Source organism: Sphingopyxis sp. EG6, assembly GCF_003609815.1.
Taxonomy (GTDB): domain Bacteria; phylum Pseudomonadota; class Alphaproteobacteria; order Sphingomonadales; family Sphingomonadaceae; genus Sphingopyxis.
This window is the reverse complement of sequence record NZ_AP017603.1, coordinates 3,520,031-3,544,075: the sequence shown is the minus strand read 5'-3', so window position 1 is coordinate 3,544,075 and position 24,045 is coordinate 3,520,031. Positions and strand designations below refer to the sequence as shown.

At 66.1% G+C, this 24,045-nt stretch carries 23 protein-coding genes and 1 tRNA gene; 11 read left to right on the top strand and 13 right to left on the bottom strand.

All coding sequences use genetic code 11. From position 1 onward, the window contains the following. Nucleotides 1–3 precede the first annotated feature (3 nt). Entirely contained in the window at nucleotides 4–3,099 is a 3,096-nt protein-coding gene (putA, locus tag SPYCW_RS17180; protein WP_120217841.1) for a bifunctional proline dehydrogenase/L-glutamate gamma-semialdehyde dehydrogenase PutA, read from the bottom strand. 97 nt (nucleotides 3,100–3,196) lie between these two features. Between putA and SPYCW_RS17175 the strand changes: the two genes are divergently transcribed. Both SPYCW_RS17175 and SPYCW_RS17170 read left to right on the top strand, forming a co-directional pair. Next, nucleotides 3,197–3,667: an Lrp/AsnC family transcriptional regulator gene (locus SPYCW_RS17175; protein WP_120217840.1), complete on the top strand. Its 471-nt coding sequence runs from the start codon at nucleotides 3,197–3,199 to the stop codon at nucleotides 3,665–3,667. Between the two features lie 48 nt (nucleotides 3,668–3,715). Beyond that, a tRNA-Gly gene (locus SPYCW_RS17170) sits at nucleotides 3,716–3,789 on the top strand. Nucleotides 3,790–3,829: 40 nt separating this feature from the next. Here the strand turns inward: SPYCW_RS17170 and SPYCW_RS17165 are convergent. Then, on the bottom strand, nucleotides 3,830–4,612 hold the full coding sequence (locus tag SPYCW_RS17165; protein WP_120218381.1) for a transglutaminase-like domain-containing protein: 783 nt from the start codon (nucleotides 4,610–4,612) through the stop codon (nucleotides 3,830–3,832). 143 nt (nucleotides 4,613–4,755) lie between these two features. Here SPYCW_RS17165 and SPYCW_RS17160 point away from each other — a divergent pair, with 143 nt between their 5' ends. Continuing rightward, nucleotides 4,756–6,006: a TCR/Tet family MFS transporter gene (locus tag SPYCW_RS17160; protein ID WP_120218380.1), complete on the top strand. Its 1,251-nt coding sequence runs from the start codon at nucleotides 4,756–4,758 to the stop codon at nucleotides 6,004–6,006. On the opposite strand, the gene SPYCW_RS17155 is transcribed toward SPYCW_RS17160, so the two are convergent. Further along, complete coding sequence (locus tag SPYCW_RS17155; RefSeq protein ID WP_120217839.1) at nucleotides 5,979–6,740, bottom strand: competence/damage-inducible protein A; 762 nt, start codon at nucleotides 6,738–6,740, stop codon at nucleotides 5,979–5,981. The genes SPYCW_RS17160 and SPYCW_RS17155 overlap by 28 nt on opposite strands. Nucleotides 6,741–6,844: 104 nt before the next feature. Here SPYCW_RS17155 and SPYCW_RS17150 point away from each other — a divergent pair, with 104 nt between their 5' ends. Beyond that, nucleotides 6,845–7,480 carry a glutathione S-transferase family protein gene (locus SPYCW_RS17150; RefSeq protein WP_120217838.1) on the top strand — a complete coding sequence of 212 codons (636 nt, stop codon included), beginning with the start codon at nucleotides 6,845–6,847 and terminating at the stop codon, nucleotides 7,478–7,480. 93 nt (nucleotides 7,481–7,573) lie between these two features. Here the strand turns inward: SPYCW_RS17150 and SPYCW_RS17145 are convergent, their stop codons facing one another. Next, nucleotides 7,574–8,470, bottom strand: coding sequence for a DUF2785 domain-containing protein (locus tag SPYCW_RS17145; protein ID WP_172595544.1), 897 nt, complete (start codon nucleotides 8,468–8,470; stop codon nucleotides 7,574–7,576). 77 nt (nucleotides 8,471–8,547) lie between these two features. Beyond that, on the bottom strand, nucleotides 8,548–9,276 hold the full coding sequence (locus SPYCW_RS17140) for a Bax inhibitor-1/YccA family protein (protein ID WP_120217836.1): 729 nt from the start codon (nucleotides 9,274–9,276) through the stop codon (nucleotides 8,548–8,550). 139 nt (nucleotides 9,277–9,415) lie between these two features. Between SPYCW_RS17140 and thpR the strand changes: the two genes are divergently transcribed. Continuing rightward, nucleotides 9,416–10,027 (top strand): RNA 2',3'-cyclic phosphodiesterase, encoded by a 612-nt coding sequence (gene thpR / locus SPYCW_RS17135; RefSeq protein ID WP_120217835.1) that lies wholly within the window; start codon nucleotides 9,416–9,418, stop codon nucleotides 10,025–10,027. Here the strand turns inward: thpR and SPYCW_RS17130 are convergent. After that, nucleotides 9,940–10,422: a low molecular weight protein-tyrosine-phosphatase gene (locus SPYCW_RS17130; protein ID WP_120218379.1), complete on the bottom strand. Its 483-nt coding sequence runs from the start codon at nucleotides 10,420–10,422 to the stop codon at nucleotides 9,940–9,942. The two genes, thpR and SPYCW_RS17130, sit on opposite strands and share 88 nt — an antisense overlap. 107 nt (nucleotides 10,423–10,529) lie before the next feature. On the opposite strand from SPYCW_RS17130, the gene SPYCW_RS17125 reads away from it, so the two are divergent. After that, nucleotides 10,530–12,128, top strand: coding sequence for a spinster family MFS transporter (locus SPYCW_RS17125; RefSeq protein WP_120217834.1), 1,599 nt, complete (start codon nucleotides 10,530–10,532; stop codon nucleotides 12,126–12,128). 244 nt (nucleotides 12,129–12,372) lie between these two features. Here the strand turns inward: SPYCW_RS17125 and SPYCW_RS17120 are convergent, their stop codons facing one another. From SPYCW_RS17120 to SPYCW_RS17100, 5 genes are all read right to left on the bottom strand, one after another. Next, nucleotides 12,373–12,945 carry a superoxide dismutase family protein gene (locus tag SPYCW_RS17120; RefSeq protein ID WP_232014754.1) on the bottom strand — a complete coding sequence of 191 codons (573 nt, stop codon included), beginning with the start codon at nucleotides 12,943–12,945 and terminating at the stop codon, nucleotides 12,373–12,375. 440 nt (nucleotides 12,946–13,385) lie between these two features. Beyond that, complete coding sequence (locus SPYCW_RS17115) at nucleotides 13,386–13,811, bottom strand: ExbD/TolR family protein (protein ID WP_120217833.1); 426 nt, start codon at nucleotides 13,809–13,811, stop codon at nucleotides 13,386–13,388. Between the two features lie 35 nt (nucleotides 13,812–13,846). Then, nucleotides 13,847–14,368, bottom strand: a complete 522-nt coding sequence (locus SPYCW_RS17110) for an ExbD/TolR family protein (protein WP_120217832.1) — start codon at nucleotides 14,366–14,368, stop codon at nucleotides 13,847–13,849. Between the two features lie 124 nt (nucleotides 14,369–14,492). After that, a complete protein-coding gene (locus tag SPYCW_RS17105) occupies nucleotides 14,493–15,305 on the bottom strand; it encodes a MotA/TolQ/ExbB proton channel family protein (RefSeq protein WP_232014753.1) in 813 nt (270 codons plus the stop codon). 60 nt (nucleotides 15,306–15,365) lie between these two features. Further along, complete coding sequence (locus SPYCW_RS17100) at nucleotides 15,366–16,022, bottom strand: energy transducer TonB (protein WP_120217831.1); 657 nt, start codon at nucleotides 16,020–16,022, stop codon at nucleotides 15,366–15,368. 349 nt (nucleotides 16,023–16,371) lie between these two features. On the opposite strand from SPYCW_RS17100, the gene SPYCW_RS17095 reads away from it, so the two are divergent. From SPYCW_RS17095 to SPYCW_RS17085, 3 genes are all read left to right on the top strand, one after another. Then, nucleotides 16,372–17,181: a hypothetical protein gene (locus SPYCW_RS17095; RefSeq protein WP_232014752.1), complete on the top strand. Its 810-nt coding sequence runs from the start codon at nucleotides 16,372–16,374 to the stop codon at nucleotides 17,179–17,181. A 112-nt stretch (nucleotides 17,182–17,293) separates the two neighbouring features. Further along, nucleotides 17,294–18,613 (top strand): homoserine dehydrogenase, encoded by a 1,320-nt coding sequence (locus tag SPYCW_RS17090; RefSeq protein ID WP_120217829.1) that lies wholly within the window; start codon nucleotides 17,294–17,296, stop codon nucleotides 18,611–18,613. Between the two features lie 58 nt (nucleotides 18,614–18,671). Further along, nucleotides 18,672–19,505, top strand: a complete 834-nt coding sequence (locus SPYCW_RS17085; RefSeq protein WP_120217828.1) for a hypothetical protein — start codon at nucleotides 18,672–18,674, stop codon at nucleotides 19,503–19,505. A 134-nt stretch (nucleotides 19,506–19,639) separates the two neighbouring features. Here the strand turns inward: SPYCW_RS17085 and SPYCW_RS17080 are convergent, their stop codons facing one another. After that, nucleotides 19,640–20,035 (bottom strand): hypothetical protein, encoded by a 396-nt coding sequence (locus SPYCW_RS17080; protein WP_232014751.1) that lies wholly within the window; start codon nucleotides 20,033–20,035, stop codon nucleotides 19,640–19,642. A 131-nt stretch (nucleotides 20,036–20,166) separates the two neighbouring features. Between SPYCW_RS17080 and glpX the strand changes: the two genes are divergently transcribed. After that, complete coding sequence (glpX, locus tag SPYCW_RS17075) at nucleotides 20,167–21,138, top strand: class II fructose-bisphosphatase (protein ID WP_120217826.1); 972 nt, start codon at nucleotides 20,167–20,169, stop codon at nucleotides 21,136–21,138. Between the two features lie 388 nt (nucleotides 21,139–21,526). Here the strand turns inward: glpX and SPYCW_RS17070 are convergent, their stop codons facing one another. After that, nucleotides 21,527–22,015 carry a flavodoxin family protein gene (locus SPYCW_RS17070; RefSeq protein ID WP_120217825.1) on the bottom strand — a complete coding sequence of 163 codons (489 nt, stop codon included), beginning with the start codon at nucleotides 22,013–22,015 and terminating at the stop codon, nucleotides 21,527–21,529. Between the two features lie 65 nt (nucleotides 22,016–22,080). Between SPYCW_RS17070 and SPYCW_RS17065 the strand changes: the two genes are divergently transcribed. Further along, nucleotides 22,081–24,042: an alkyl/aryl-sulfatase gene (locus SPYCW_RS17065; RefSeq protein WP_120217824.1), complete on the top strand. Its 1,962-nt coding sequence runs from the start codon at nucleotides 22,081–22,083 to the stop codon at nucleotides 24,040–24,042. Nucleotides 24,043–24,045 lie beyond the last annotated feature (3 nt).

Sequence of the window (24,045 nt, the reverse complement as noted above, 5' to 3'; positions counted from 1 at the left end):
CTGCTACCCCGCCATCAGCGCCGCATTGCCACCCGCCGCGGTGATGTCGGTGCTGATCGTCTTTTCCTCGGCAAAGCGGTGCAGATAGTGCGGCCCGCCCGCCTTGGGCCCGGTCCCCGAAAGCCCGCGCCCGCCGAAGGGCTGTGAGCCGACGATCGCGCCGATCTGGTTGCGGTTGACATAGACGTTGCCGACCTGCGCGCGCGCCGCGATATGCGCGGCGACGCCGTCGATGCGGGTATGGACACCGAGCGTCAGGCCGTAACCCGAGGCGTTGATCGCATCGATCAGCGCGTCGAGTTCGCCGCCCTTCCACGTCGCGACGTGCAGCACGGGGCCGAAAATCTCGCGCTTCAAATCGGTGACATGGTCGAGCCGGATCGCCACTGGCGGCACGAAATGACCGCCCGCGGGCAGGTTCGTGCGCCCGGCTTCGGCGATCACGCGGCCCGCGGCGCGCGCTTCGGCGACATAGGCGGCGATGTTCGCTTTCGCTTCATCATCGATGATCGGGCCGACGTCGGTCGCCAATAGGGACGGGTCGCCGATGTTGAGCTCGGCCATCGCGCCCGCGACCATCTCGATCATCGTGTCGGCGACATCCTCCTGCACGCACAGCAGGCGCAGCGCCGAGCAGCGCTGGCCAGCCGACTGGAATGCCGACGCTACGGCATCGCGCGCGACCTGTTCGGGAAGCGCGGTCGAATCGACGATCATCGCGTTAGCGCCGCCGGTTTCGGCGATCAGCGTCGCGATCGGGCCGTCGCGGAGGGCCAGCGCGCGGTTGATCGCGCGCGCGACCTCGGTCGACCCGGTAAAGGCGACCCCGGCGATGTCGGGATGGCCGGTCAGCGCTGCGCCGACGGTCTCGCCGCGGCCCGGAAGAAACGCGAGCACATCGCCGGGAATCCCCGCTTCGAGGAGGAGTTCGACCGCGGCGTGGGCGATCAGCGGCGTCTGTTCGGCGGGCTTCGCGAGCACCGCATTGCCCGCGGCGAGCGCTGCCGACACTTGCCCCAGGAAGATCGCGAGCGGGAAGTTCCACGGGCTGATGCACACGAACACCCCTTTGCCCTCGAGCATCAGCTCGTTGCGCTCGCCGGTCGGGCCGGGGAGTTCGACAGGGTAAGTGAAGTCGGCGCGCGCCTGGCCCGCATAATAGCGCAGGAAATCGACCGCCTCGCGCACTTCGGCGATCGCATCGACCAAAGTCTTGCCCGCTTCGTCGATCGCGAGGCCGAGGAACAGCGCGTCATGTTCCTCGAGCAGGTCGGCCGCCCGTTCGAGCCGCTCGGCCCGGAACGCACCGCCAGCGAGGCTCCAGTCGGGCTGCGCGGCGATGGCCGCGGCAACTGCCGCATCGACCACGGCCTTGTCCGCCTCGATCACCTGTCCGACGATGGCGCCGGTGCCAGGATTGTGCACCGCTTCGGCCGCGCCGCCGCGCGTCACCCCGCCGACGATCGGGGCGGCGACCCTGTCGCTGCGCCGCGCCGCGCCGATCGCGGCGACCAGCGCTTCGGGGACGCCGGGTTGGCCAAGGTCATAGCCGCGCGAATTGCGGCGTGCCGGATCGAACAGGCCGATGCCGGTTGCGATCTTTGGCGAGGCCGCGCTGGCGACGCTGCGCGGATCGACCGCGAGCTGTTCGGCGCTGACGTCGGGGTCGGAAAATTGATGGACGAAGCTGGAGTTCGCGCCATTTTCGAGCAGGCGGCGGACCAGATAGGCGAGCAGGTCGCGGTGGGTGCCGACGGGGGCATAGACGCGCACGGGGCGCGGCGGCGGGAACAGCGCGACGAGCGCGTCATGTGCGCCCTCGCCCATGCCATGCAGCCGCTGCAACTCGTAATCGGCGCCCGCGAACAGCTCGGCGACGAACGCCAGCGTCATCGCATTATGGCTGGCAAAGGCGGGATAGATGCAATCCTGCGCGTCGCGCAGCAGCTGGGCGCAGCGCATATAGTTGAGGTCGGTGTGGAGTTTTGCCGTGAACACCGGAAAGTCGCTGAGGCCCAGCGTCTGCGCGCGCTTGATCTCGGTGTCCCAATAGGCGCCCTTGACGAGGCGCATCGACAATTTCACCCCGCGCGTCCGGGCGCGTTCTGCCAGCCAGTCGATCACCGCGGGAGCGCGCTTCTGATACGCCTGAATGACGATGCCAAGGCCGGTCCAGCCATCGGCGATCCCGGCGTCGATCAGCGCCGCGAACACATCCATATGCGGTTCCAGCCGGTCGCTTTCCTCGGCATCGATCATCAGCGGGATGTTGACCGCGCGCGCCGCTTTCGCGAGTTCGATCACCTTCGGCACCAGCTCGCCGATCACCCGGTCGCGCTGAAGATATTCATAGCGCGGATGCAGCGCCGACAGCTTGATCGAAATTCCATGATTGGCGTGCGGATCGCCCGGCTTCGCATCCTTGCCGATCCGCGTGATGGCATCGGCGTAGCTGTCATAATAGCGCGCCGCATCCTCTGCCGTGCGCGCCGCTTCGCCGAGCATGTCGAAACTCGCGAGCTCCGCCTTCTCCTTGTCGGCGCGCTTGACCGCGGCGTCGATCGTCTCGCCCATCACGAACTGCTGGCCGAGCAGCTTCATCGCCGCGAGCGCCGCCTGCCGGATCACCGGCTCGCCCGAACGGCGGATCATCGATTTGAGCAGGGTCAGCGGATTGGCCTTGCTGCCCATCGCATCCAGCATCAGCGTCGCCGACCCCAGCGACAGGCCGCGCGCCGACAGCGCGACGATCAGCGGGCTGTCCTCGTCCTCGCCTTCCTTCCAGTGACGCCCGGCGATCTTGTCGCGGATCAGCGCATTGGCGGTCGCGCTGTCGGGAACGCGCAGCAGCGCCTCGGCCAAACACATCAGCACGACGCCTTCCTCGGTCGACAGGCGGTAGCGGTTCATCAGTTGCGCGACGAGCGTCTCGCGGTCGCCTTCGGCCTTGGCCTTGCGAATGAGATCAAGACCCCGCCGGGTCACCGCCTCGACGCTGGCGGGCGCGGTGGCAAGGGCGGCGCGCAGGTCGGCGACGATGTCGGCCTCGTTGCGGCGGGCGAGGGCGCGAAGGGGCGCGCGGGCAGTGAGTTCGGTCATGCCGCACCATAGCGCAGGACGATACGGCAATCCGACCATTTGGTCGCGCGCGAGTATATCTTTTGACCTATTTTTAGATCTAATTTAGTCGATTGATATGAGAGACGCGCCAACTACAGTCGATATGGATGACTTCGACCGCAAAATCCTGTCGGTTCTGCGCCGCGACGGCCGCATCACCTTCACCGACCTCGCGCAGCAGGTCGGCCTATCCAAGACCCCGTGCCAGCAACGTGTCCGTCGGCTGGTCGACAAGGGCGTGATCACGGGCTTTGCCGCGATCGTCGACCCCGCCAAGGTCGAGCTCGACCATGTCGCCTTTGCCGAGGTCAAGCTGTCCGACACGCGCGAAGCCGCGCTGAAGCAATTCAACGCGGCGGTGCGCGCAATCCCCGAGGTCGAGGAATGCCACATGATCGCGAGCAGCTTCGACTATCTGCTCAAGGTCCGCACCCCCGACATCCGCCGCTACCGCATCGTGCTCGGCGAAAAAATCTCCAGCCTGCCGCACGTGGCAAGCACCTCGACCTTCGTGGCGATGGAAACGATCAGCGAGACCGCACGCTGACCGCCATATTGACCGCCGCCGCCACCTGTGCCAATCGCGCAGCCCCGGGCGGGTGTAGCTCAATGGTAGAGCAGAAGCTTCCCAAGCTTACGACGAGGGTTCGATTCCCTTCACCCGCTCCAGTTTTTCAACATGACCGAATAAGCGGCTTTGCCGGGTCGCTCATGATCCGAGTTTCGTGACCGTCACCTGCTGGTTCAGCATCTCGATCTCGCCATAGGCGGTCAGGAAGCTGATGTCAGCGGCGTCGCGGCCGACGGCGATCTTCGCCATTTCGTCTGCCTTGGCCATGCCGGTGGCATCGACCAGATGCCAGGCACCGCCGAGGAATACTTCGGCCACCGCATGGAAATCCTGCGGTTCGACGTGCGGCGCATAGACGCTGACGATGCGCGCGGGAATCGCCGCGGCGCGTGCCAGGCTGACCATCACATGCGCATAGTCGCGGCACACGCCTTGCCGTTCGACGAAGCTGTCGAGCGCGCCGGTTTCGGCATCGCTTGACCCCGAAACATAAGTGAAATGCGCCTCGATCCAGTCGCGCATCCGGCCGATCTTGGCCCCGCCCTCGACATCGCCGAACTCGTCCTGGACGAAGTGGATGAACTTGTTCGCCGGGCAATAGCGCGATTCGTTGAGATATTGCACCGTCTCGCCGGGCAAGCGGTGCATCGCCACCTTGCGCAGCGTCCTGTAGTCTACAACATCGCGCACGATTTCGACCGTCGTGCGGTACCGGACATTGAGCTCGCCGCCGCGGCGCAGCCAGATGCGGTCGCCGATCATGTCCTGCGCGGGAACGCGGGCAAAATATTCGCAGTCGCCGACGTCGAGCACCGCGTTCAGGATCAGTTGCTCGGGGATTGCCGCCGCCTCGATATGCAGCATCAGGTCGACCGGATCGCCGAGGCGATAGTCCAGCGCGGCGGTGATTTCGAGTTTCATCGGCTGGAAACGCTCCAAAACGGGATCGGTGCCGCTAGGGCCGGAAAAACATCAGCACAATCAAAAATATCGACGAAAAGCATTGGCGCGATTTGGCGCCCGCGCGCTATGAGCCGCCAACCCATTCACGCAAGGGTAATTTTGTGATCGCATCGCGTACCATCCCCTTCATCGTCGCCACCATCTTTATCGACGCGGTCGGTTTCGGGATCATCATGCCGGTGCTGCCGCAGCTGGTGATGGAGGTCGGGCGCATCGACCTGGCCGAAGCGATCGAGGTCGGGGCGTGGATCGGGCTGGTGATGGCGGTCGCGACCTTTTTCGCCTCGCCCGTCCTTGGCAATCTGTCCGACCGGTTCGGGCGACGGCGCGTGCTGCTGCTGTCGCTCGGCGGCCTCGCGATCGACTATGCGCTGCTGACAATCGTCGAAACATTGCCGTGGCTGTTCGTCGCGCGTGCCTTGTCGGGGGTGTTCGGCGGCAGCTATGCCGCCGCCCAAGCCGCTATCGCCGATATCACCCCGCCCGAGCAGCGCGCGCGCAATTTCGGCTTCGTCGGCGCGGCGTTCGGGGTCGGCTTTGTCGCCGGGCCGGCGATCGGAGGTTTCCTTGGCGAGATCGGCCCGCGCGCGCCCTTCGTCGCCGCCGCGATCCTCGCCGCCGCCAACATGCTCTATGGCCTGTTCATCTTTCCCGAAACCTTGCCGCCCGAGCGCCGCCGCGCCTTCAGCTGGCGGCGCGCCAATCCGCTCGGCGCACTCCAGACGATGCGTGGCCTGCCCGGCATGGGCGGGGTCGCGAGCGTGCTGACGTTATGGCAGATCGCCAGCCTCGTCTATCCGATGACATGGAGCTTTTACTGCATCGCGCAGCTCGGCTGGACGCCGGGAATGATCGGCGCCAGCCTCGCGGCGGTCGGGGTGATGATCGCATTGGGGCAGACGTTCGTTGTCGGCCCGATGGTCGCGCGCTTTGGCGAGCGCGACGCGGCGACGATCGGCATCGCGATCGCCGTCGCCAATTATCTTGGCTATGCCTTTGTCACCTCGACCTGGGGCGCATTCCTGCTGTTGCTGCCGATCACCTTGCAGGCGCCGGTACAGCCGTCGCTCAACGCGCTGATGTCACGCCGCGCGACGGCCGACACGCAGGGCGAGGTGCAGGGGATTTCGGCAATGGCGATGGGGTTGGGCCAGCTCGTCGCGCCGATCCTGCTGACCGGCACCATGGCCTATTTCACGGCGGATAAGGCGCCGGTGCATTTTCCGGGCGCCGCGTTCATCGTCGCGGCAATCTTTGGCCTGCTTGCGATCCTGATGCTGCGCCGTCTGCCGCGCGTGACGCGGACCAGCGACGACGCCGGCGATCAGATACCTCCGTCGGTCACCGCATAGCCCGCGGCCTCGAGCCCTGCGGTGAGCATCGCGACGCAAGCGGCGACATCGGTGGCCGATGTCGAGCGGATGACAAAATTGGCGCCGACCTTGCCGTCGCGGAAGAAGGGGTAGCTGCCGATCACGACCCCCGGATGATCCTTTTCACCCTGACGCAGCAGGTCGGCGACTTCGCTTTCGGGCGACCAGGCGCCGATCGTGTGGGCGACGAGCAGCGCGCCGCCCTCCAGCTGACCGGTCAGCGCGTCGAGCATGCCCGCGGTGATGTGCGGCACCCCCGCCATCACGAACAGATTGCCGATGCGGATGCCCGGCGCCCCGGACATGCGATTTGGGATCAGTTCGGCGCCGTCGGGGGTGCGCGCCATGCGCAGCCGCGCCTCGGTGAGTTCCAGCCCGCGCCCGCCATAATAGCGTTCGAGGATCGCGCGCGCCTCCGGGTGGATGATGACGCCCACGCCCAGCGCCTTCGCCACCGCATCGACCGTGATGTCGTCGTGCGTCGGGCCAATACCGCCGGTCGTAAAAACATAATCGTAGCGCGCGCGCACCGCATTGAGCGCAGCGACGATCTCGTCCTCGAGATCGGGCACGACGCGTACTTCGCGCAGCCGGATGCCCTGCGCGTCGAGCCAAGTCGCGATTTGGGCGATATTCTTGTCCTGCGTGCGGCCCGAGAGAATCTCGTCGCCAATCACCAGCACGGCGGCAGTCCAGATGCGTTCTTCGGCCATCACTCTGCCTTAACCGCACCCCGCGACAAAACAAGTCCGGTGGACCCGTATCCTTGTTCTTGTTATGTTCAATCTCGACTCGTAATGCGCAAGGGAGAAACGCGATGGCCGACGAGCTGATTTTCTACACCAACCCGATGTCGCGCGGCCAGATCGTCCGCTGGATGCTGGAGGAGGTCGGCGCGCCCTATGAGCCGCGCATCCTCGATTATGGCACGACGATGAAGGACGCCGCCTATCTGGCGATCAATCCGATGGGTAAGGTTCCAGCGATCGTCCATGGCGGTCAGGTGGTGACCGAATGCGCCGCGATCTGTGCCTATCTGGCCGATGCCTTCCCCGATGCCGGCCTGGCGCCGCCGACCACCGACCGCGCCGATTATTATCGCTGGCTGTTCTTCACCGCCGGGCCGGTCGAACAGGCGATCATATCGAAACAGTTCGGGCTGGAGCCGGAGGGCGAGCAGCAACGGATGGCGGGATTCGGCTCGCTGGCAATGGCGCTCGACGCGCTCGAAACCGCAGTGGCGGGCAAGGACTATGTGGCGGGCGACCGGTTCAGCGCCGCCGACGTCTATGTCGGCAGCCAGCTCGACTGGGGGCTGCAATTCGGGACGATCCCCTCGCGCCCGGCATTCGAGGCCTATGTTGCGCTCTTGCGCGAACGTGCCGCGTACAAGCGCGCGAAGGAGATCGACAATGCGCTGATCGCCGAGATGCAGGCCGCGAACCCGGCGTAAATTCTCACCATAGCCCTGAGCCTGTCGAAGGGCGCCTCGCCGAGAAGCGCCCTTCGACAGGATCAGGGCTACGGTTTGAATGAAGCAGCGGAGCTAAGGCAGCGCCTTCAGCAATCCGGCAGCCATCGGCGCCAGCCGTCGCACCTGCGGATCCTGCGATTCGCTCGCCGCGACATAGACGGCGTCGGCAAAGGCCGTACTATTATGAACCGCGGCGAGTCCAGCGGCGCTGGCATAAGGCGCTTTCCAGCGCGCCGCATCGCTGGGGTGCAGCGTCTGGAACCACGCCGCCCACGCCGCATCGTCGATGTCGGTGCGCTTGGCCAGAAACAGCAGCGACCGCGCCAGTCGTCGCGCCTCGCCATGGACATAGGGATGCGATCCCGCAGGCGCGACCTGCGCGGCGATCGCGCCGAGCAGCAGGTCGGCATCGGCGCGCGCCAGCCGCGGATTAAGCGCCAGCTGCATCAACAGGTCGGCGCCATGCGCGACCCCGTGCCGCCAGCCCTGCCCCTCGACAAAACCGCGATAGTCGGTGACGCCGCGCAAATAGGTCGCGCCGGTCGCAGCGAGCGCGTGCAATTCGGCTTCGGTCAAAAAGGGTTCGACGCGATCGGCGCGCGCGACTTCCGACAGCGCCAGCACGGCGAAGGGACGGCGGAAGCCCGCGGGGTCGTCGGGCGCGGCAAGGATCGCCGTCAGCCGCTGCATCGCGTGGCGCAGGCCATCGGGTTGCAGATGTTTGCCGCGCAGTGCCTGCGTCCACAGCGCGAAGGCGAAATCGTCGCGGATCGCGGGGTCGGGGTTGCCGAGGCAGGCAATGAGCGCGTCGATCGCGGCATTGTCGGCGGCTGCAAAATAACGAGCGGCAAAGGCCTTGAGATCGCCATCGTCGGGCCGCGCGACCGCACAAGCTTCATTGGCCTTTGCCGCGCCGGGCAGCGCCGTCATCAACATCGCGGCGCCCACCGCCGCCCATATCCGCGTCATCATCATCCCCCCGCAAAAAAGAAAGAGCCCGGCGAATCGCTCCGCCGGGCTCCCTTGCTCGTTCGATGTCCGTCCGCTTATTCGCGGCTGCCCAGCAGATTGAGCAGGAATGTGAACATGTTGACGAAGTCGAGGTAGAGCGTCAACGCGCCCATCACCACCGACTTGCCGACAAAGTCGGTCCCGCGGACATAGAAATACATGCTCTTGATCTTCTGCGTGTCATAGGCAGTCAGACCTGCAAACAGCAGGACACCGATGACGCTGATCGCCATCGCCAGCGCGCTCGACTGCACGAACAGGTTGATCAGCATCGCAACCAGGATGCCCACCACGCCCATGATCAGGAAGGTGCCGAAGCCCGACAGATCCTTCTTGGTCGTGTAGCCATAGAGGCTGAGACCAAGGAAGGCCGCCGCCGTCGCGAAGAAGGTCGTCGCAATCGACGTGCCGGTAAAGGCGATGAAGATCGTCGACATCGACAGACCCATCACCGCGGCATAGACCCAGAACAGCGCCTGCGCCGCCGTCGTCGACAGCTTGTTGATACCAAAGCTGAGCACCAGCACAAAGGCCAGCGGCGCCAGCATCACCACCCACATCAGCGGGGTGCCGACCATCGAGGCGGTAAAGCCCGACTGGAAGGCGAGCAGCGCGACGATACCCGTCAGCAGCACGCCCGACGCCATATAATTGTAAACCGACAGCATGTACGACCGCAGGCCGGCATCGACGGCCTGGTCCATTGCGTTCGCGCCGGCCCCAAAACCGGAAGCCGCCATATTGGGGTCGTTCCAATTCGCCATTGTCATTACTCCATCACCGGTCAGCCCATACCGACCGTAGGGGGCAATATCGTGATTTTCTCTCCGGCTTTCAAGCGAAACCGGAAATGGCCCAAGTTTCGGTGGCTGCCGCTGCGCGAGCGATTATGCTGGCTGCACGATGTCGACCCACCGCCTGTTCGTCGCGCTGCGCCCGCCGCGCCCCGTCCGCGACCTGCTGCGCTCCGCGATGCACGGCATATCGGCGGCGCGCTGGCAGGATGACGACCAGCAGCACCTGACCTTGCGCTTCATCGGCGAGGTCGACCGCCACCGCGCCGAAGACATCGCCGCGGCGCTGGGCGGCCTGCATGCCGCCGCGATCATCGCGCGGATCGCCGGGGTGGGGATGTTCGAGCGCAAAGGGTGGCCACACACCGCCTGGGCCGGGGTCGAACCGGCGGCGGCGCTGGCGGGACTGCACCGCAAGGTCGATCAATTGCTTGCGCGCGTCGGCATCGACGCCGAAGCCCGCGCCTTTGTCCCGCACATCACGCTGGCGCGGCTCAACCGGTTGGCGGGGCCGGTCGCGCCCTTCCTGGCGCAGCACGGCGATCTGGCGAGCGCGCCGTTCGTCTTCGACCACGTCATCCTCTACGAAAGCGAAATGGGGCATGGCGGGTCGCGCTATCACCCTGTAGCGCGCTATCCTTTGGACGTTTCTGCAACGAGCGCGGCGGCGACCGCGCTGACGTCGGCCCAAGTCGCGGCAAAACCATCGTCGGCGCCATAATAGGGATCGGTCACGCTTTCGCCCTGCCGCCCCGGGACGAGATCGAGCATCAGCCGGACGCGCGCGGTCGCATCGGCGGGCGCGAGCGCGCGGGCGTCGCGCAGGTTCGTGGCATCGGCGGCGAGGATCAGGTCGAAGCGGTAGAAATCCTCCACCGCCAATTGCCGCGCGCGCAGGTCCGAAATGTCGGTGCCGCGGCGCCGGGCTTCGGCCGCGGCGCGGCGATCGGGCGGATGGCCGACATGCCAGTCGCCGGTTCCCGCCGAATCGAGCGTTGCAGCGATGCCGGCGGCGGCGAACGCCGCGCGCGCGGCGCCCTCGGCGAGCGGCGATCGGCAGATATTGCCGAGGCAGAGGAACAGGATCGCCGGGCCATTGTCGCTATTGTTGCTCATGTCGCTCCTGTTCGCGCCGAAGTTGAACCGACTTTCAACTTGCGCCATTTTTCGGCTCTGCTAGCCATGAGCGATAACAGATAGTGGGTCAGGGAGAGGGTTGCCAGATGGCCGAGACCGCCAGCGAAACCAACGCGGCCGCAGCGCCGGAATTTCAGGAGCCGAAAGCCACCGGCTACAGCTGGTATGTGCTGTCGGTGCTGGTCGTCGTCTATATCCTCAACTTCATCGACCGGCAGATCCTGAGCATCCTTGCCGTCGACATCAAGGCCGACCTCGGGCTGACCGACGCCGACATGGGCTTTCTGGGCGGCGCTGCCTTTGCGGTCTTTTACGCGCTGTTCGGGATCCCGCTCGGGCGGCTGGCCGACAATTGGAGCCGGGTGAAGCTGCTGTCGATCGGGCTCGCGCTTTGGTCGACGATGACCGCGCTGTCGGGCTTTGCGCGCGACCAGATCACGCTGACCTTTGCCCGCATGGGCGTCGGCGTCGGCGAGGCGACCGCCAGCCCCACCGCTTATTCGCTGATTTCGGACTATTTCCCCAAGAAACAGCGCGCCACCGCGCTCGCCATCTATTCGTCGGGGCTGTATATCGGCGGCGGCGTTTCGCTGTTCATCGGCGCGTTGATCGTCAAGGCGTGGAACGACGCCTATCCGGGCGGCGGTCCGCTGGGCCTCGTCGGCTGGCAGGCGGCATTCCTGGCGGTCGGCATCCCCGGGCTGCTCGTGGCGCTGTGGGTGGCGACCCTGCGTGAGCCGGTGCGCGGCGCGATGGACGGGGTGGCGAGCCCGAGCTCGCCCGCGCCGTTTCGTCAGTTCGCGCAGGATCTGTCGACGATCGTGCCGCCCTTCACGCTGATCGGGGCGTGGCAGCGCGGCCCCGCGGCGCTGGCGATCAACATCGGCTTTGCCGCCGCCATTGCGGCCTTTGCCTGGTGGATGATCGAATTGACCGGCAATTTGCCGCAATGGTCGGCCGTCGGCCTTGGCTATTATGCGGTCTTTTCCTGGGCCTGCACGCTCCGCGCGCGCGATAGCGCGACCTTCCGGCTGATCTGGGGCACCCCTGCGTTCATCTGCACGACGCTGGGTTACGGCATGGTCAGCCTCGCCGCTTATGCCCTCGCCTTCTGGTCGGCGCCCTATGCCGAGATCGTGCTGGGACTGCCCAAACAGGAACTGGCCTTCTGGCTGGGCGCCAATGGCGCGATCAGCGGTTTCGTCGGCGTGATCCTGGGCGGGCGGCTTGCCGACGCGCTGCGCGCGAAGAATCCGGCGGGGCGCATCCTGATGATCATCTTTGGCGTCGTCGCGCCGATCATCCCGATCTGGATCGGCTACACGACCGACAACAGCACGCTATTCTATGTGATGAACTTCCTGGCCGGGATGTTCGGCGCGACCGCGCTCGGCGCCGCGGCCGCGACGACGCAGGATCTGGTGCTGCCGCGGATGCGCGGGACCGCAACCGCCGCCTTCTTCCTTGGCACCACGCTGGTCGGGCTGTCGTTCGGCCCGTATATGGTCGGGCAGATTTCGGATCTGGCGGGGACGATCGTCGACGGCAAGCCGGTCGGCGACCTGCGCACGGGGATTTTGTCGCTGATCGGGGTGGCGCCGATCGCGCTGGTCCTGCTGCTCTATGCCTATCGCGCCGTTCCGCAGGCCGAAGCGACGATCGTCGAACGCGCCGCCGCGGGCTGATCCGCAGGCGGGGTGACACGCCTCGCCGGCAAAGGCCGGGATTTCATCAGGGCTTTCGGTTGCAAGGTCGAGATCCCGGCCTTTGCCGAGATGACGATTCAAATGGGAATGGTCGCGCCCGAGAGTCTGTCCTGTACAAATTGATCCGTAGCCCTGAGCCTGTCGAAGGGCGCTTCTCGCCGATAAGCGCCCTTCGACAGGCTCAGGGCTACGGTGATATGAGTCAGCCTGAGCAGGACAGGCCCTAGTCCGCAGGCGTCGCCGTAATCACGCCGCAGGCGATGCGGTCGCCGCTGTTGCCGCTGGGGTCGGTTTTCATATCGTCGGGACCGGCGTGGATCACAAACGCCGCGCCATCGGCGTCGAGCATGGCGCCGTCACCCGTCAGGCGGGTGCCGACCAGTTGCAGCGTCGCGCGGCCGATGGTGTCGGGTTCGACGACCAGATTGGGCAAATCGCCATGATGCGCGCCCATCGGGTTTTCGCGGCCATGCTGCGCGCCGGTGGGGTTCCAGTGCGGACCGGCGGTGGTGAATTTGGGGGCGTCGCACAGCCCGGTGGCGTGGACATGCATGCCATAGGTGCCCGCGCCAAAGCCGCGCGCGACGAGTTCGAGCCGCAGCCCGCTGCCATCCTTGAAGATGTCGACGCGCCCGCGATCAGCGCCGCGCGCATCGACCAGATTGGCATAGGCATCGGGGACGGGCAGCTTGGACGTCGGCGCCTTGCCCATATTGGCGCAGCCGGCGAGCGCGAGCGCGCCGAGCAGGGCGAGGCCCGCGGTCATGGCCGGTTTATGGTACGAACCCGTCGTCATCATGCTGCTCCCTGTCATCAACATCGGAATCAAAACGTCCGGTTGACGCGTTTCGATCCCCTCGCCGCGACGATGGCGCGTTTTGGCGCAAGTTCCAAGGGCATAGTCGGTTTGGGGTGGGGGCGGTCGTTGCTGATCCTCCCCGGAACGGGGAGGGGGACCAGCGAAGCTGGTGGAGGGGCACCATCGGTTTGCCTTGCCATCGAAGCGGCGCTCCGCTGCCACGTGCCCCGAAAGTTTGGCGCTTCCGGCCCGGCGCTGCGGTAACCGCCTGTGCCCCTCCACCACCCTTCGGGTGGTCCCCCTCCCCCGGTGGGGGAGGATCAGTTGCGTCCGCAAGCGATCAAACCTCGCCATTCACCCGCGCCTGCCCCAAAAAGAAAAGGGCCGCGAATTGCTTCGCGGCCCCATCTGTTTTGCCGAACGGCGCTGATCAAAGATCAGAAGACGCGGGCATATTGTTCGTTGCCGACGAAGCCCAGCTTGCCGACGCCGCTGCGCTTGATCACCGCCATCACATTGTCGACGACGATATAGCGCGAGAAGGGGTCGGGCTGGACCTGCAGTTCGGGCTCGACCGGCAGCGCCTTGGTCTGTTCCAGATACTGCGCCAGCTGCGCCAGGTCGACCGGCGTCCCGTTCCAGGTGATCGTCCCGGCGGGGTCGATCATCACCTTGTTCTTTTCCGGATCGACGTTGCTTTCGGCATCGGTCGGCACCGGCAGATCGATCTTCACCGCGTGGGTCTGGACCGGGATGGTAATGATGAACATGATGAGAAGCACGAGCATGACGTCGATCAGCGGCGTCGTGTTCATGTCCATCATCGGTTCATTGTCGTCGCGCTCTCCAACTGCCATGGACATGCGATTATTCCTTCATTCCTAAACGTCGGGCGCCCTTACAGGCGGCCAACGGTACCCGAACCAGCAGCCGGTTCGGAAATGAACCCGATCTTCTGGAAGCCGGCATATTGCATCGTATAAATCACCCCGCCGATGCACTGATACGGCGTGTTGACGTCGCCGCGGATGTGCACTTCGGGGAAGTTTTCTTCGGTGATGTTCTGCGGGCCGCCGATATCCTCGAGCAGCTGTTCGAGTTTCGCCTGGCCGCGTTCCAGCAATTGCTTCGAATCTACCGGAGCCTGGCCCCAGTAAACTTCGCAAGCGGTGCTTTCCGGATTGGGCAGGCCGTCGCCGTCGGTGTCCGCCGAACGGATCGACAGCAGCACGTTTTCGGGTTTCGTCGTCGTCACTTCGAACGCCACGTCGGGCAGTTCGAGGTTCACCGTCTCCAGCACCACGGGAACCGTGATGAGGAAGATGATGAGCAACACCAGCATGATATCCACCAGCGGCGTCGTGTTGATTTCGGACATCGGGGCGTCTTCGCCGCCCTTGTCGCCTACACTCATCGACATAGGATCAGTATCCTGTCACAAAATTTCTGTCACGGACATCGGGTCGGTGCGCCACCGGCGTATCGCCCTGTCCAGCGGACCCCGCCTGCCACTATTGCGGCAGGCAGGGATCCCTTCGGCCCGATCAGGCCTTCTTCGGGGCCGCAGCCGGAGCAGCAGCCTTCGGTGCCGGACCGGTTACGACCGGCTTGACCTGGCCGTTCGACATGATCGAACCGAGCACGTCGTTCGAGAAGGTCGACAGACGGCGCGCGATCGCCTTGTTGCGGCTCTGCAGCCAGTTGAACGCGAGCACCGCGGGAACCGCCACGATCAGACCGATCGCGGTCATGATCAGCGCTTCACCGACCGGACCGGCCACGGTGTCGATCGACGCCTGACCCGACGCACCGATCTTCACCAGCGCGCGCAGAATGCCGATAACGGTACCGAACAGACCGACGAACGGTGCGGTCGAACCCACGGTCGCGAGGAAGGCGAGGCCGCTGTTCAGCTTCGAGTTGATGTGGTTCTGCGAACGCTCGAGCGTGCCGTGCATCCAGTCGTGTGCTTCGACGGGGTCGGTCAGCTTGTTATGCTCTTCGTTGGCGCGCAGGCCGTCTTCGACGACCTGACGATAGGCGCTGTTCTTTTCGAGCTTCGCCGCACCATCGGCCAGCGTCGGCGCGCGCCAGAAATTGGCGTCGACCGCCTTGCCCTGGCTCATCACCTTATTCTGTTCGAACAGCTTGGTGAACAGGATGTAGAGCGTGCCGACGAACATGATCAGCAGCACCAGGAAGGTGACCTGCGACACGATGCCGCCCTCGCACAGCGCGGGGATCATACCATAGGGGCTGGCGCCCTCTTCCTTGACGCACATCGAAGCGGGCATCAGGCTGAGCCCTGCATCATGTGCCGGCGCCGCAGCAGCGGCATTTGCGATCAGATTAAACATGTTGGATATTCCCTCTCAAGAAATTCTGGTAAATTCGAAGTCAGACGACCGCGCGCTGGATCAGCGCGGGATCTGCCACCGGATACGATTGCTGTAAGTTCCGCCCGTGGGGTTGCCCGCCCGGTCCTTGCCCGGGTTGAAGCGGCCACGACGCTGGATGAGCTTGCACGTTTCCGCGTCAAGATCGGCATGGCCGCTCGACGACGTCACGTCGCACGACGTGATCTTGCCATCGACGCCATAGGTGACGCGGAACCCGGTCGTGCCTTCGCGCTCTTCACGCATGGCGCGCGCCGGATAGTCGTCGTTCGTCGCCCAGCGACCGGGGTTGCCACGCGGCGTACCCGCCTGGCTGAGGTCGGGCGCGGGCGGCGGCGCGGGCGGCGCAGGCGGCGTATAGACCGGCGGCGGCGGCGTCGGCGGCGCCTTGGGCACCGACTGGACCGTATTGGTCGTGACCGGCGGCGGGATCGGCGACGGGGGCGTCACGACCGGCGGCGGCGGCGGCAGCTTGTTGTCCGGCGGCGGCGGCGGCGGCGGCTCTTCCGGCGGCGGCGGCTCTTCCACGTCCACCACGTCCAATTTTTCGGCGAGTTTCTTGACGATACTGATATTCAGGCCGTTGACCAGGCCATAGCCCAGAACCGCCGTAAGCAGACCAACCAAGACAATCGCCACTACCCTGTTTTTAGGGTCGACATTATCACCATAAGCCATTCAGGGACGACGCTCCTTGCTAGATCATCCTGACACCAATTCCCACCCGACGGGTCCCGTTGCCAAATGCTCGGATGATTCCGATGCGTTCCACAGACCCGGCGGAGCTACGTTCGGTTTATTATGTTCTGACCGGACGCTTCGTCGCCCGTCCTATCGCGGTGGCGCCGAGTTCGCAAACCCTTTATCAGCGGTTAATGTGGCTTGTCCCATGATGGGGACTGATACGGCGCCACCGGTGTCATATTTGACCGAAAGCAACGGAAAGTAATCGACCATGCGCGTGTACCGATCGGCTATGATCGCCGGACTTCTTGCCCTGACCCCCGGATTCGCTGGCGTTTCAGCGATGCAGCCGACGCCGCCGACCGCCGCGGCGAGCCCGTACAGCTATGCCGACATCGCCGATCTGGCGACCGCGGCGCCGATCGCGCTGCACGCGCGTATCCACAGCGCGGTGGCGCTGAAAGCCGCGCAGGCGCCGGGCGTCGGCGCGGGACAAAGCCGATTCTATGTCGAGGCCGATGTGGTCAGCCTGATTCGCGGCGCCGGTCCGCTGGCGTCGCGCATTTCCTATCTGGTCGACCTGCCGCTGGACGCCAAGGGCAAGCCGCAGAAGCTGAAAAAGAAGGCGCCGGTCCTGCTCTTTGCCCGCCCCGTCGCGGGCGCCGCGGCGGGCAGCAACAGCACGAGCAGCGTCCGGCTGGTCGCCCCCGACGCGCAATTGCCATGGGATGCCGCGACCGAGGCGCAATTGCGCGCGGTGCTGACCGAACTGGTCAAACCTGGCGCGCCGCCCGCGATCACCGGCATTGCCAACGGCTTTCACGTCCCCGGCACGCTGCCCGGCGAGGGGGAGACGCAATTGTTTCTCAACACCAGCACCGGCGAGCCGGTGTCGCTGACGATATTGACCGCCGCCGACGGGTCGCGGCGCTGGGCGGCGGCTTTCGGAGAAATCGTCGACGGGTCGGCGGCGGTCCCGGCGCGCGGGACGCTGGCCTGGTACCGACTCGCCTGCGGCCTGCCGCGCCAGTTGCCGCTGAACAAGCTGGCGGGGACCGCGCCCGAGGATCGCCGCAAGGCGGCATCGGATTATGGCATCGTGCTGGGCGCGCTCGGCCAATGCACGCGGACGCGCAAAGCACCGGCAGGCTGATAAAGACCAGCTTGGGCGCCGCCTAGCTGCGCCGGGGTTGTTTCGGTGGCAAAAGCCGATAGGGCGCTCGCAACGGCGGGGCGCGGCTCCGCATTGAAATACGGAGTCCAGCATGTCGCCCCATCCCGCCCCGACCGCTCCCCGTCCGCCGCTGCGCGTCGCGCTCGCCGGAATCGGGGTGGTCGGCGGCGGGGTCGTGCGCCTGCTCGAAACGAACCGCGACCTGATCGCCCGCCGCGCCGGGCGCGCGATCGAGATCGTCGCGGTGTCGGCGCGCGACCGCCACAAGGACCGCGGCATCGACCTTTCGCGCTATCGCTGGGAAGATGACATGGACGCGCTGGTCGCCGCCGACGATGTCGATGTCGTCGTCGAGATGATCGGCGGCGCCGACGGATCGGCGCTCACCCTCGCGCGCCATACGCTGGGCGCGGGCAAGGCGCTGGTCACCGCGAACAAGGCGATGATCGCGCATCACGGGCTCGACCTCGCGCGAATCGCCGAGGAGCGCGACACGCCGCTGAAATATGAAGCCGCGGTGGCGGGCGGCATTCCGGTGATCAAGGCGATCCGCGAAGGCGCGTCGGCGAACGAAATCGCGCGCGTCTATGGCATCCTCAACGGCACCTGCAATTATATCCTGACGCAGATGGAGCGGAACGGGGCGAGCTTTGGCGATGCGCTCAGCGCCGCGCAGGCCGAAGGCTTTGCCGAGGCCGACCCGACGTTCGACGTCGACGGCATCGACGCCGCGCACAAGCTGTCGATCCTGGCGGCACTGTGCTTCGGCACGCGGCTCGATATTGCCGCAGTGGCAGCCGACGGCATCCGCGGACTGATCGCCGCCGATATTCGCGAGGCCGAAGCGCTCGGCCACCGCGTCCGCCTGATCGGCATGGCCGAACGCAGCGAAGGCGGGCTCTATCAGCATGTCCAGCCGTGCCTGGTCCCCGCCGATCACCCGCTGGCCTATGTCCCGGGCGCGCTGAACGCCGTCGTCGCCGAGGGCAATTTTGTCGGGCGGCTGTTCTTTGAGGGCGCGGGCGCCGGGGCGGGCCCGACCGCGTCGGCGATCGTCGCCGACATCATCGACATCGCGCGCGACGAATATGGCCCCGCCTTTGCCATGCCCGTCGATTCGCTCGACGCGGCGCCGGTCGCCGACGCCGGAGCGCGCGTCGGCAAACATTATGTCCGCCTGATCGTCGAGGATCGCATCGGCGTGCTTGCCGAGATCGCCACGGCGATGCGCGATGCCGGGGTCTCGATCGAAAGCTTTATCCAGCGCGGCACCGATGAAGAGGATGGCGTCGTCATCGTGCTGGTCACCCACGAAGGACCGGCAAGCGCGATCCACGCGGCGCTCGCGATCCTCGCGGGGTCGGACCATGTCGTCGGGACGCCGATGCTGATGCCGATCCTGGCGCTGTAACCCGGCTTGAAATCGCCGCGCGCGCTGTTACCCCGGTGGCGGGGAGCAGGGGGCAAATATGGACATCGAAATCCGGCGCGGGCTGGCCGAGGCGTGGGCGCTGGCGACCGCGCACCGCAATATGCTGGCGGTCTATGTCGCGATCGGGGTGGTCGTCCCCTTCCTGCTGCTGTCGAGCGAACCGATCTTCAGCCTGCGCGCGGTGATGGCGATCCTGTCCGATCCCTGGACCTACCGCGTCGGTGGATCGATCACCGGTCCGCTCTATCTGCTCGGCATCGTCGCGGTGGTCGCTGCGGGCGCGATGCTGGCGGCGTGGAACGGCCTTCAGGCAGACCTCCGCGAAGGCTATCTGTCCGAAGTGATGTACGGGATGGTCGCGGGCGTCGCCTATCTGCTCGCCAATCTGGTGCTCGCGATCCTGTTCGGGTTGGCCTCGGCGCTGCCGCTGTTCGCGCTGGGGCCCGACGCGCTGTTCGGCACCGGCGGTGCGCTCGACATCGTCGTCGCGCTTTACCGCCTGCTCGTCGCGCTCGTCGGCAGCTGGATCGCGGCGCGCCTCTGCCTTGCGGGGGCGATCATGGGCGGGCGCGGCAAACTCGAGCCGCTCGCGGCCTTCGTCGAATCCTGGCGGCGCACCCGCACCGCACAGTGGCGGCTGTTCGGTTTCTACCTGCTCTACGGCCTGCCCTATGGCATCGCAGCGTCCGCGCTGATCATCGTCCACGGCGCGGTGATCCTGAACAATACGCCGGGCAGCACGATCGAAACGCTGATGAGCTTTGGCTGGATCCTGCTGTTCGCGCTCTATTTCCTCGGCCAGATCCTGATCCCCGCCGGGCTTTACCGCGCCAGCGAGCCCGAGGTCGCGGCGAGCGAAATCTTCGCCTGACGTGCCCCATCACCGTAGCCCTGAGCTTGTCGAAGCCTGTCCTGAGCGCCTGCAAGGCAGTCGAAGGGGGCGCCTATTCGAGAAGCGCCCTTCGACAAGCTCAGGGCTACGGTGATGGCAGCACAGGGCGGGGTTCAGCGTTCGCCTTCGGGCGGCGGCGGGGTGCCGGTCGCGGGATCGGTCGCGCGCTTCGCCTGTTCGTAGAGCGCGTTATATTCGGGGCCGGGCTTCATCCGTCCGCCGATCGACATCCAGTTATAGGGCAGTTTGTCGAGGCTCATCGCCTTTGCCTCGGCGCGCGGCAGCTTCGGCGGCGCTTCGCGCCCTTCATTGGCGATCGCGCGCAATTCGGGGGTCAGCCGGTGGCGTTCGGTATCGGTGCCGCACACGTTGATCGATCCGTCGTCGGCGGGTTTGCAGCGGCGGATCGGATCGACCAGCTCTTTCGCATTGGCGGCGGCGGTTTCGGCATTGCGCGGCGGCGGCGGCGCGGGCGGCCCCTGCACCTGCGCCATGGCCGTCACGGGCATGACGCACAATAGCGCGACAGCGGCTCCGAATCGGGCGAAGCATCCTCGACAAGCGGAGCGACCGGCCATATGGCGCGCACCATGCCCGAGCCGGGCGACAAGGCAAGATCAAATGACGGAGATCAGCGGACATGACGAATAGCGGCAGCAACCTCGACCGGGTGCTCGTGCTCGAAATGGTGCGCGTCACCGAAGCCGCGGCGATCGCCGCCGCGAAGCTGATCGGGCGCGGCGACGAAAAAGCCGCCGACGCCGCCGCGGTCGAAGCCATGCGCACCGCGTTCAACACGCTGTACATGGACGGCACGATCGTCATCGGCGAGGGCGAACGCGACGAAGCGCCGATGCTGTATATCGGCGAAAAGGTCGGCAATGCGCCGGGCAAGGGACCGAAGATCGACATCGCGGTCGACCCGCTGGAAGGCACGACGATCACCGCCAAGGCCGGGCCGAACGCGCTCGCCGTGCTGGCGATCGCCGAGGAAGGCTGCCTGCTCAACGCGCCCGACGTCTATATGGACAAGCTGGCGGTCGGCCCCGGCTATTCGCCGAACATCGTCAATTTCGACAATAGCGTGCGCGAAAATGTCGAAGCGGTCGCGCGCGAAAAGGGCTGCAAGCCCGAGGAAATCATCGTGTGCGTGCTCGACCGTCCGCGCCACGAAGCGACGATCGCCGAGCTGCGCAGCATCGGCTGCGGCGTCGCGCTGATCCCCGACGGCGACGTCGCAGGGGTGATCGCGACGACCAACCCCGACACCAATGTCGACATCTATATGGGCAGCGGCGGCGCGCCCGAAGGCGTGCTGGCATCGGCGGCGCTGCGCTGCGTCGGCGGCCAGTTCAAGGGCCGCCTGCTGTTCCGCAACGACGACGAGCGCAAGCGCGCGAAGAAATGGGGCATCGAGGATCTCGACCGCGTCTATGACCTTGAGGATCTCGCCAAGGGCGACGTCATTTTCGCCGCGACCGGCGTGACCGATGGATCGTTGCTGTCGGGGGTCAAGCGGCGCCGCGACGGCGTGATGACGACGGAGACGGTGGTGATGCGCGCTTCGTCGGGAACGGTGCGGTGGGTGAAGGGCGAGCACCGCGTCGGGTGATGGCTTCCGCGCTGCGGCCAGCCTTTATTTCGTCGTCATCCCGGGCTTGACCCGGGATCCATACGCCCTCGCAGTGGCGGGCGGTGCCTGACCTAATGGACCCCGGATCAAGTCCGGGGTGACGAATGTCAGAAAACGACCGATTGCGGACGTAGCCGATCCTCCCCCACCGGGGGAGGGGGACCACCCGAAGGGTTGTGGAGGGGCACCGGCGGTTTACGCGGCGCTGGGCGAGAAGAACCAAGCGTTCCGGGAACGTAGCAGGGGCGCACGACTTCGGCGGCAAGACAAACCGATGGTGCCCCTCCACCAGCTTCGCTGGTCCCCCTCCCCGTTCCGGGGAGGATCGGCTCCGTCCGCTCCCACCCCAAAGCCGCCATCGCGCGCCTCAAAAAATGCCCGCTGCCAGCCCCTCCGCCAGCGCCGCGCCCAGATCGCGGGCTTCGGCGAGACGGTCCTTCGCGATCGTCTTAGGCGCGAGGATCGCTTCCGGCGTCTGCGCCGCGGTGTTCACGATCACCCCCTCGGCGACGCGCTTCAGGCGCCAGCCGGTCGCGATGCGGTCGAGTTGGCGCTGGGCGTTTTCGCCGTCGGACCCCGCGCAGATGATCGTCGCGTAAGGGCGGCCTTCGAGCTGGCCAAGGCAGGGGTAATAGCAGCGGTCGAACATCTCCTTCATCGCGCCCGACAGCGCGGCGAGGTTCTCGGGGCCGATGAAGAGATAGCCGCCCACGGCGATGAGACGATCGGGCGTGACGTCCTCGGCGCGGACCAGCTGCCCCGCCGCCCCCGCGCCTTCGGCGGCGGCGCGCGCCAGCGCTTCGCTGCCGCCGGTGCGGCTGTGCCAGACGATCAGGAGCGCGGGTGCGTCGGTCATGCAGCGATGCTTGCCAAGCGCTGACGTGCGGCGCAAGCTGGCGCAAAATATGGGGGAGAAACGATATGCACCGATGGACCGCCCTGCTGCTCGCCAGCGCCCTGCCCTTTGCCGCGATCGCGCAGGACGCCGCAAGCGACGCGACGCGCGCGGCGCAAGCCGAGATTGCGGCGCGCCTGCCGCTGAGCGACCCGCGCGACGAGGCCAATGTGCTGCGCGGCAAGTTGGCCGAGATCCCGGGCGGGGTCATCCTCGACAAGAATGGCAAGACGGTGTGGGACCGGCGGCCCTATGCCTTCCTCGACGCGAAAGAGGCACCCGACACGGTGAACCCGTCGCTGTGGCGGCAGGCGCGGCTGAACGCGGTGCACGGCTTGTTCGAAGTGGTACCGGACAAGATCTGGCAGGCGCGCGGTTATGATATTTCGGTGATGACGATCATCCGCGGCAAGAGCGGGTGGATTATCGTCGACCCGCTGCTGACCGAGGAAGCCGCCGCGGCGAGCTGGAAATTGTTCGCCGATACGGTCGAGGCCAAATCGGGCCAGCGACCGATCAAGGCGGTGATTTTTTCGCACAGCCACAGCGACCATTTCGGCGGCGTCGGCGGCATCGTGACGCCCGAACAGGTCAAGCGCGACAAGATCCGCATCATCGCCCCGCACGGCTTTTCCGAAGAAGCGACCGCCGAAAATGTGCTGGCGGGGACCGCAATGGGGCGGCGCGCGCTGTATATGTTCGGCGCGATCCTGCCGCCGGGACCTGCGGGACAGGTCGATACCGGGCTGGGTCCGAAACTGTCGTCGGGAACGATCGGCTATATGGAGCCGACCGAGACGGTGAGCACGGCGGGCGGCACGCTCAATATCGACGGGCTGGCGTTCGATTTCCTCGACGCCGGGGGGACCGAGGCGCCGTCGGAGTTCGTCTTTTACATCCCCGCCTACAAGGCGCTGCACACGACCGAGGTCGTCACCCACACGCTGCACAATGTGCTGACCCTGCGCGGGGCGCAGGTGCGCGATGCGCTGCACTGGTCGAAGGTGATTGACGCGACCTTGCTGAAATGGGGCGGCAAGGCCGAGGTCTCGCTGGCGTCGCACCACTGGCCGACGTGGGGGGCGAGCGAGGTGTCGGCGCTGTTGTCCAGCCAGCGCGACATCTATCGCTATGTCCACGACCGCACCCTGTTCCTCGCCAACCGCGGCGCGACGCTGCACGAATTCGCCGATGCGACGCCCGAGGCGCCGGGGCAGGCGGCGGATTTCAGCGCGCGCGGCTATTATGGCACGGTCAACCACGACATGAAGGCGGTGTATCAGCGCTATTTCGGCTGGTGGGACGGCAATCCGGCGAATTTCAATCCATTGGCGCCCGAACAGTCGGCGCCCAAATATGTCGCGCTGGCCGGGGGCGCCGACAAATTGCTCGCGGCGGGGCAGGCTGCGATCAAGGCGGGCGAATATCGCTGGGCGGCGGAATTGCTGAACAAGCTGGTGTTTGCCCAGCCTGACAATGCGGCGGCGCGTGCGGCGCTGGCGTCGGCCTATGACCAGCTGGGGTATCAGGCCGAATCGGGGGCGTGGCGGAACTATTATCTTGCTGCCGCGGCGACACTGCGCGGCACTGCGATCGAAAATGTCACCGGCAACGGGCAAAGCCGCAGCTTCGTCAGCGCGATCCCGACCAGCGTTTTCTTCGACGCGCTGGCGACGCGTTTCGATGCCGCCAAGGGCGCGGCGCTGAAAGGGACGTTCCAGTTCATACTGCCCGACAGCAAGGAGACGGTGGCGATCGTCGTCGGCGGCGGGGTCGAGGTGCCGCGTTACGGCGTCACCGATGCCGCGCCGACCGCGACGGTGACGCTCGACCGCAAGACGCTCGACGATGTGATGCTGGGGGAGGCGCAGTTTCCGGCGCTGATGCAGTCGGGGGCGATCCGGATCGACGGCGATCGCATGGCGTTCCTCAGCTGGTTCGCGCTGCATCCGCCCGCCGACCCACGCTTTAATGTGGTTGTGCCATAGGCC

What these genes read in the sequence shown, in the direction of transcription:
- putA (WP_120217841.1), bottom strand. Translation starts at nt 3,099, where the DNA reads ATGACCGAACTCACTGCCCGCGCGCCCCTTCGCGCCCTCGCCCGCCGC.
- SPYCW_RS17175 (WP_120217840.1), top strand. Translation starts at nt 3,197, where the DNA reads ATGAGAGACGCGCCAACTACAGTCGATATGGATGACTTCGACCGCAAA.
- SPYCW_RS17165 (WP_120218381.1), bottom strand. Translation starts at nt 4,612, where the DNA reads ATGAAACTCGAAATCACCGCCGCGCTGGACTATCGCCTCGGCGATCCG.
- SPYCW_RS17155 (WP_120217839.1), bottom strand. Translation starts at nt 6,740, where the DNA reads ATGGCCGAAGAACGCATCTGGACTGCCGCCGTGCTGGTGATTGGCGAC.
- SPYCW_RS17150 (WP_120217838.1), top strand. Translation starts at nt 6,845, where the DNA reads ATGGCCGACGAGCTGATTTTCTACACCAACCCGATGTCGCGCGGCCAG.
- SPYCW_RS17145 (WP_172595544.1), bottom strand. Translation starts at nt 8,470, where the DNA reads ATGACGCGGATATGGGCGGCGGTGGGCGCCGCGATGTTGATGACGGCG.
- SPYCW_RS17140 (WP_120217836.1), bottom strand. Translation starts at nt 9,276, where the DNA reads ATGGCGAATTGGAACGACCCCAATATGGCGGCTTCCGGTTTTGGGGCC.
- thpR (WP_120217835.1), top strand. Translation starts at nt 9,416, where the DNA reads ATGTCGACCCACCGCCTGTTCGTCGCGCTGCGCCCGCCGCGCCCCGTC.
- SPYCW_RS17130 (WP_120218379.1), bottom strand. Translation starts at nt 10,422, where the DNA reads ATGAGCAACAATAGCGACAATGGCCCGGCGATCCTGTTCCTCTGCCTC.
- SPYCW_RS17125 (WP_120217834.1), top strand. Translation starts at nt 10,530, where the DNA reads ATGGCCGAGACCGCCAGCGAAACCAACGCGGCCGCAGCGCCGGAATTT.
- SPYCW_RS17120 (WP_232014754.1), bottom strand. Translation starts at nt 12,945, where the DNA reads ATGACGACGGGTTCGTACCATAAACCGGCCATGACCGCGGGCCTCGCC.
- SPYCW_RS17115 (WP_120217833.1), bottom strand. Translation starts at nt 13,811, where the DNA reads ATGTCCATGGCAGTTGGAGAGCGCGACGACAATGAACCGATGATGGAC.
- SPYCW_RS17110 (WP_120217832.1), bottom strand. Translation starts at nt 14,368, where the DNA reads ATGTCGATGAGTGTAGGCGACAAGGGCGGCGAAGACGCCCCGATGTCC.
- SPYCW_RS17105 (WP_232014753.1), bottom strand. Translation starts at nt 15,305, where the DNA reads ATGTTTAATCTGATCGCAAATGCCGCTGCTGCGGCGCCGGCACATGAT.
- SPYCW_RS17100 (WP_120217831.1), bottom strand. Translation starts at nt 16,022, where the DNA reads ATGGCTTATGGTGATAATGTCGACCCTAAAAACAGGGTAGTGGCGATT.
- SPYCW_RS17095 (WP_232014752.1), top strand. Translation starts at nt 16,372, where the DNA reads ATGCAGCCGACGCCGCCGACCGCCGCGGCGAGCCCGTACAGCTATGCC.
- SPYCW_RS17090 (WP_120217829.1), top strand. Translation starts at nt 17,294, where the DNA reads ATGTCGCCCCATCCCGCCCCGACCGCTCCCCGTCCGCCGCTGCGCGTC.
- SPYCW_RS17085 (WP_120217828.1), top strand. Translation starts at nt 18,672, where the DNA reads ATGGACATCGAAATCCGGCGCGGGCTGGCCGAGGCGTGGGCGCTGGCG.
- SPYCW_RS17080 (WP_232014751.1), bottom strand. Translation starts at nt 20,035, where the DNA reads ATGCCCGTGACGGCCATGGCGCAGGTGCAGGGGCCGCCCGCGCCGCCG.
- glpX (WP_120217826.1), top strand. Translation starts at nt 20,167, where the DNA reads ATGACGAATAGCGGCAGCAACCTCGACCGGGTGCTCGTGCTCGAAATG.
- SPYCW_RS17070 (WP_120217825.1), bottom strand. Translation starts at nt 22,015, where the DNA reads ATGACCGACGCACCCGCGCTCCTGATCGTCTGGCACAGCCGCACCGGC.
- SPYCW_RS17065 (WP_120217824.1), top strand. Translation starts at nt 22,081, where the DNA reads ATGCACCGATGGACCGCCCTGCTGCTCGCCAGCGCCCTGCCCTTTGCC.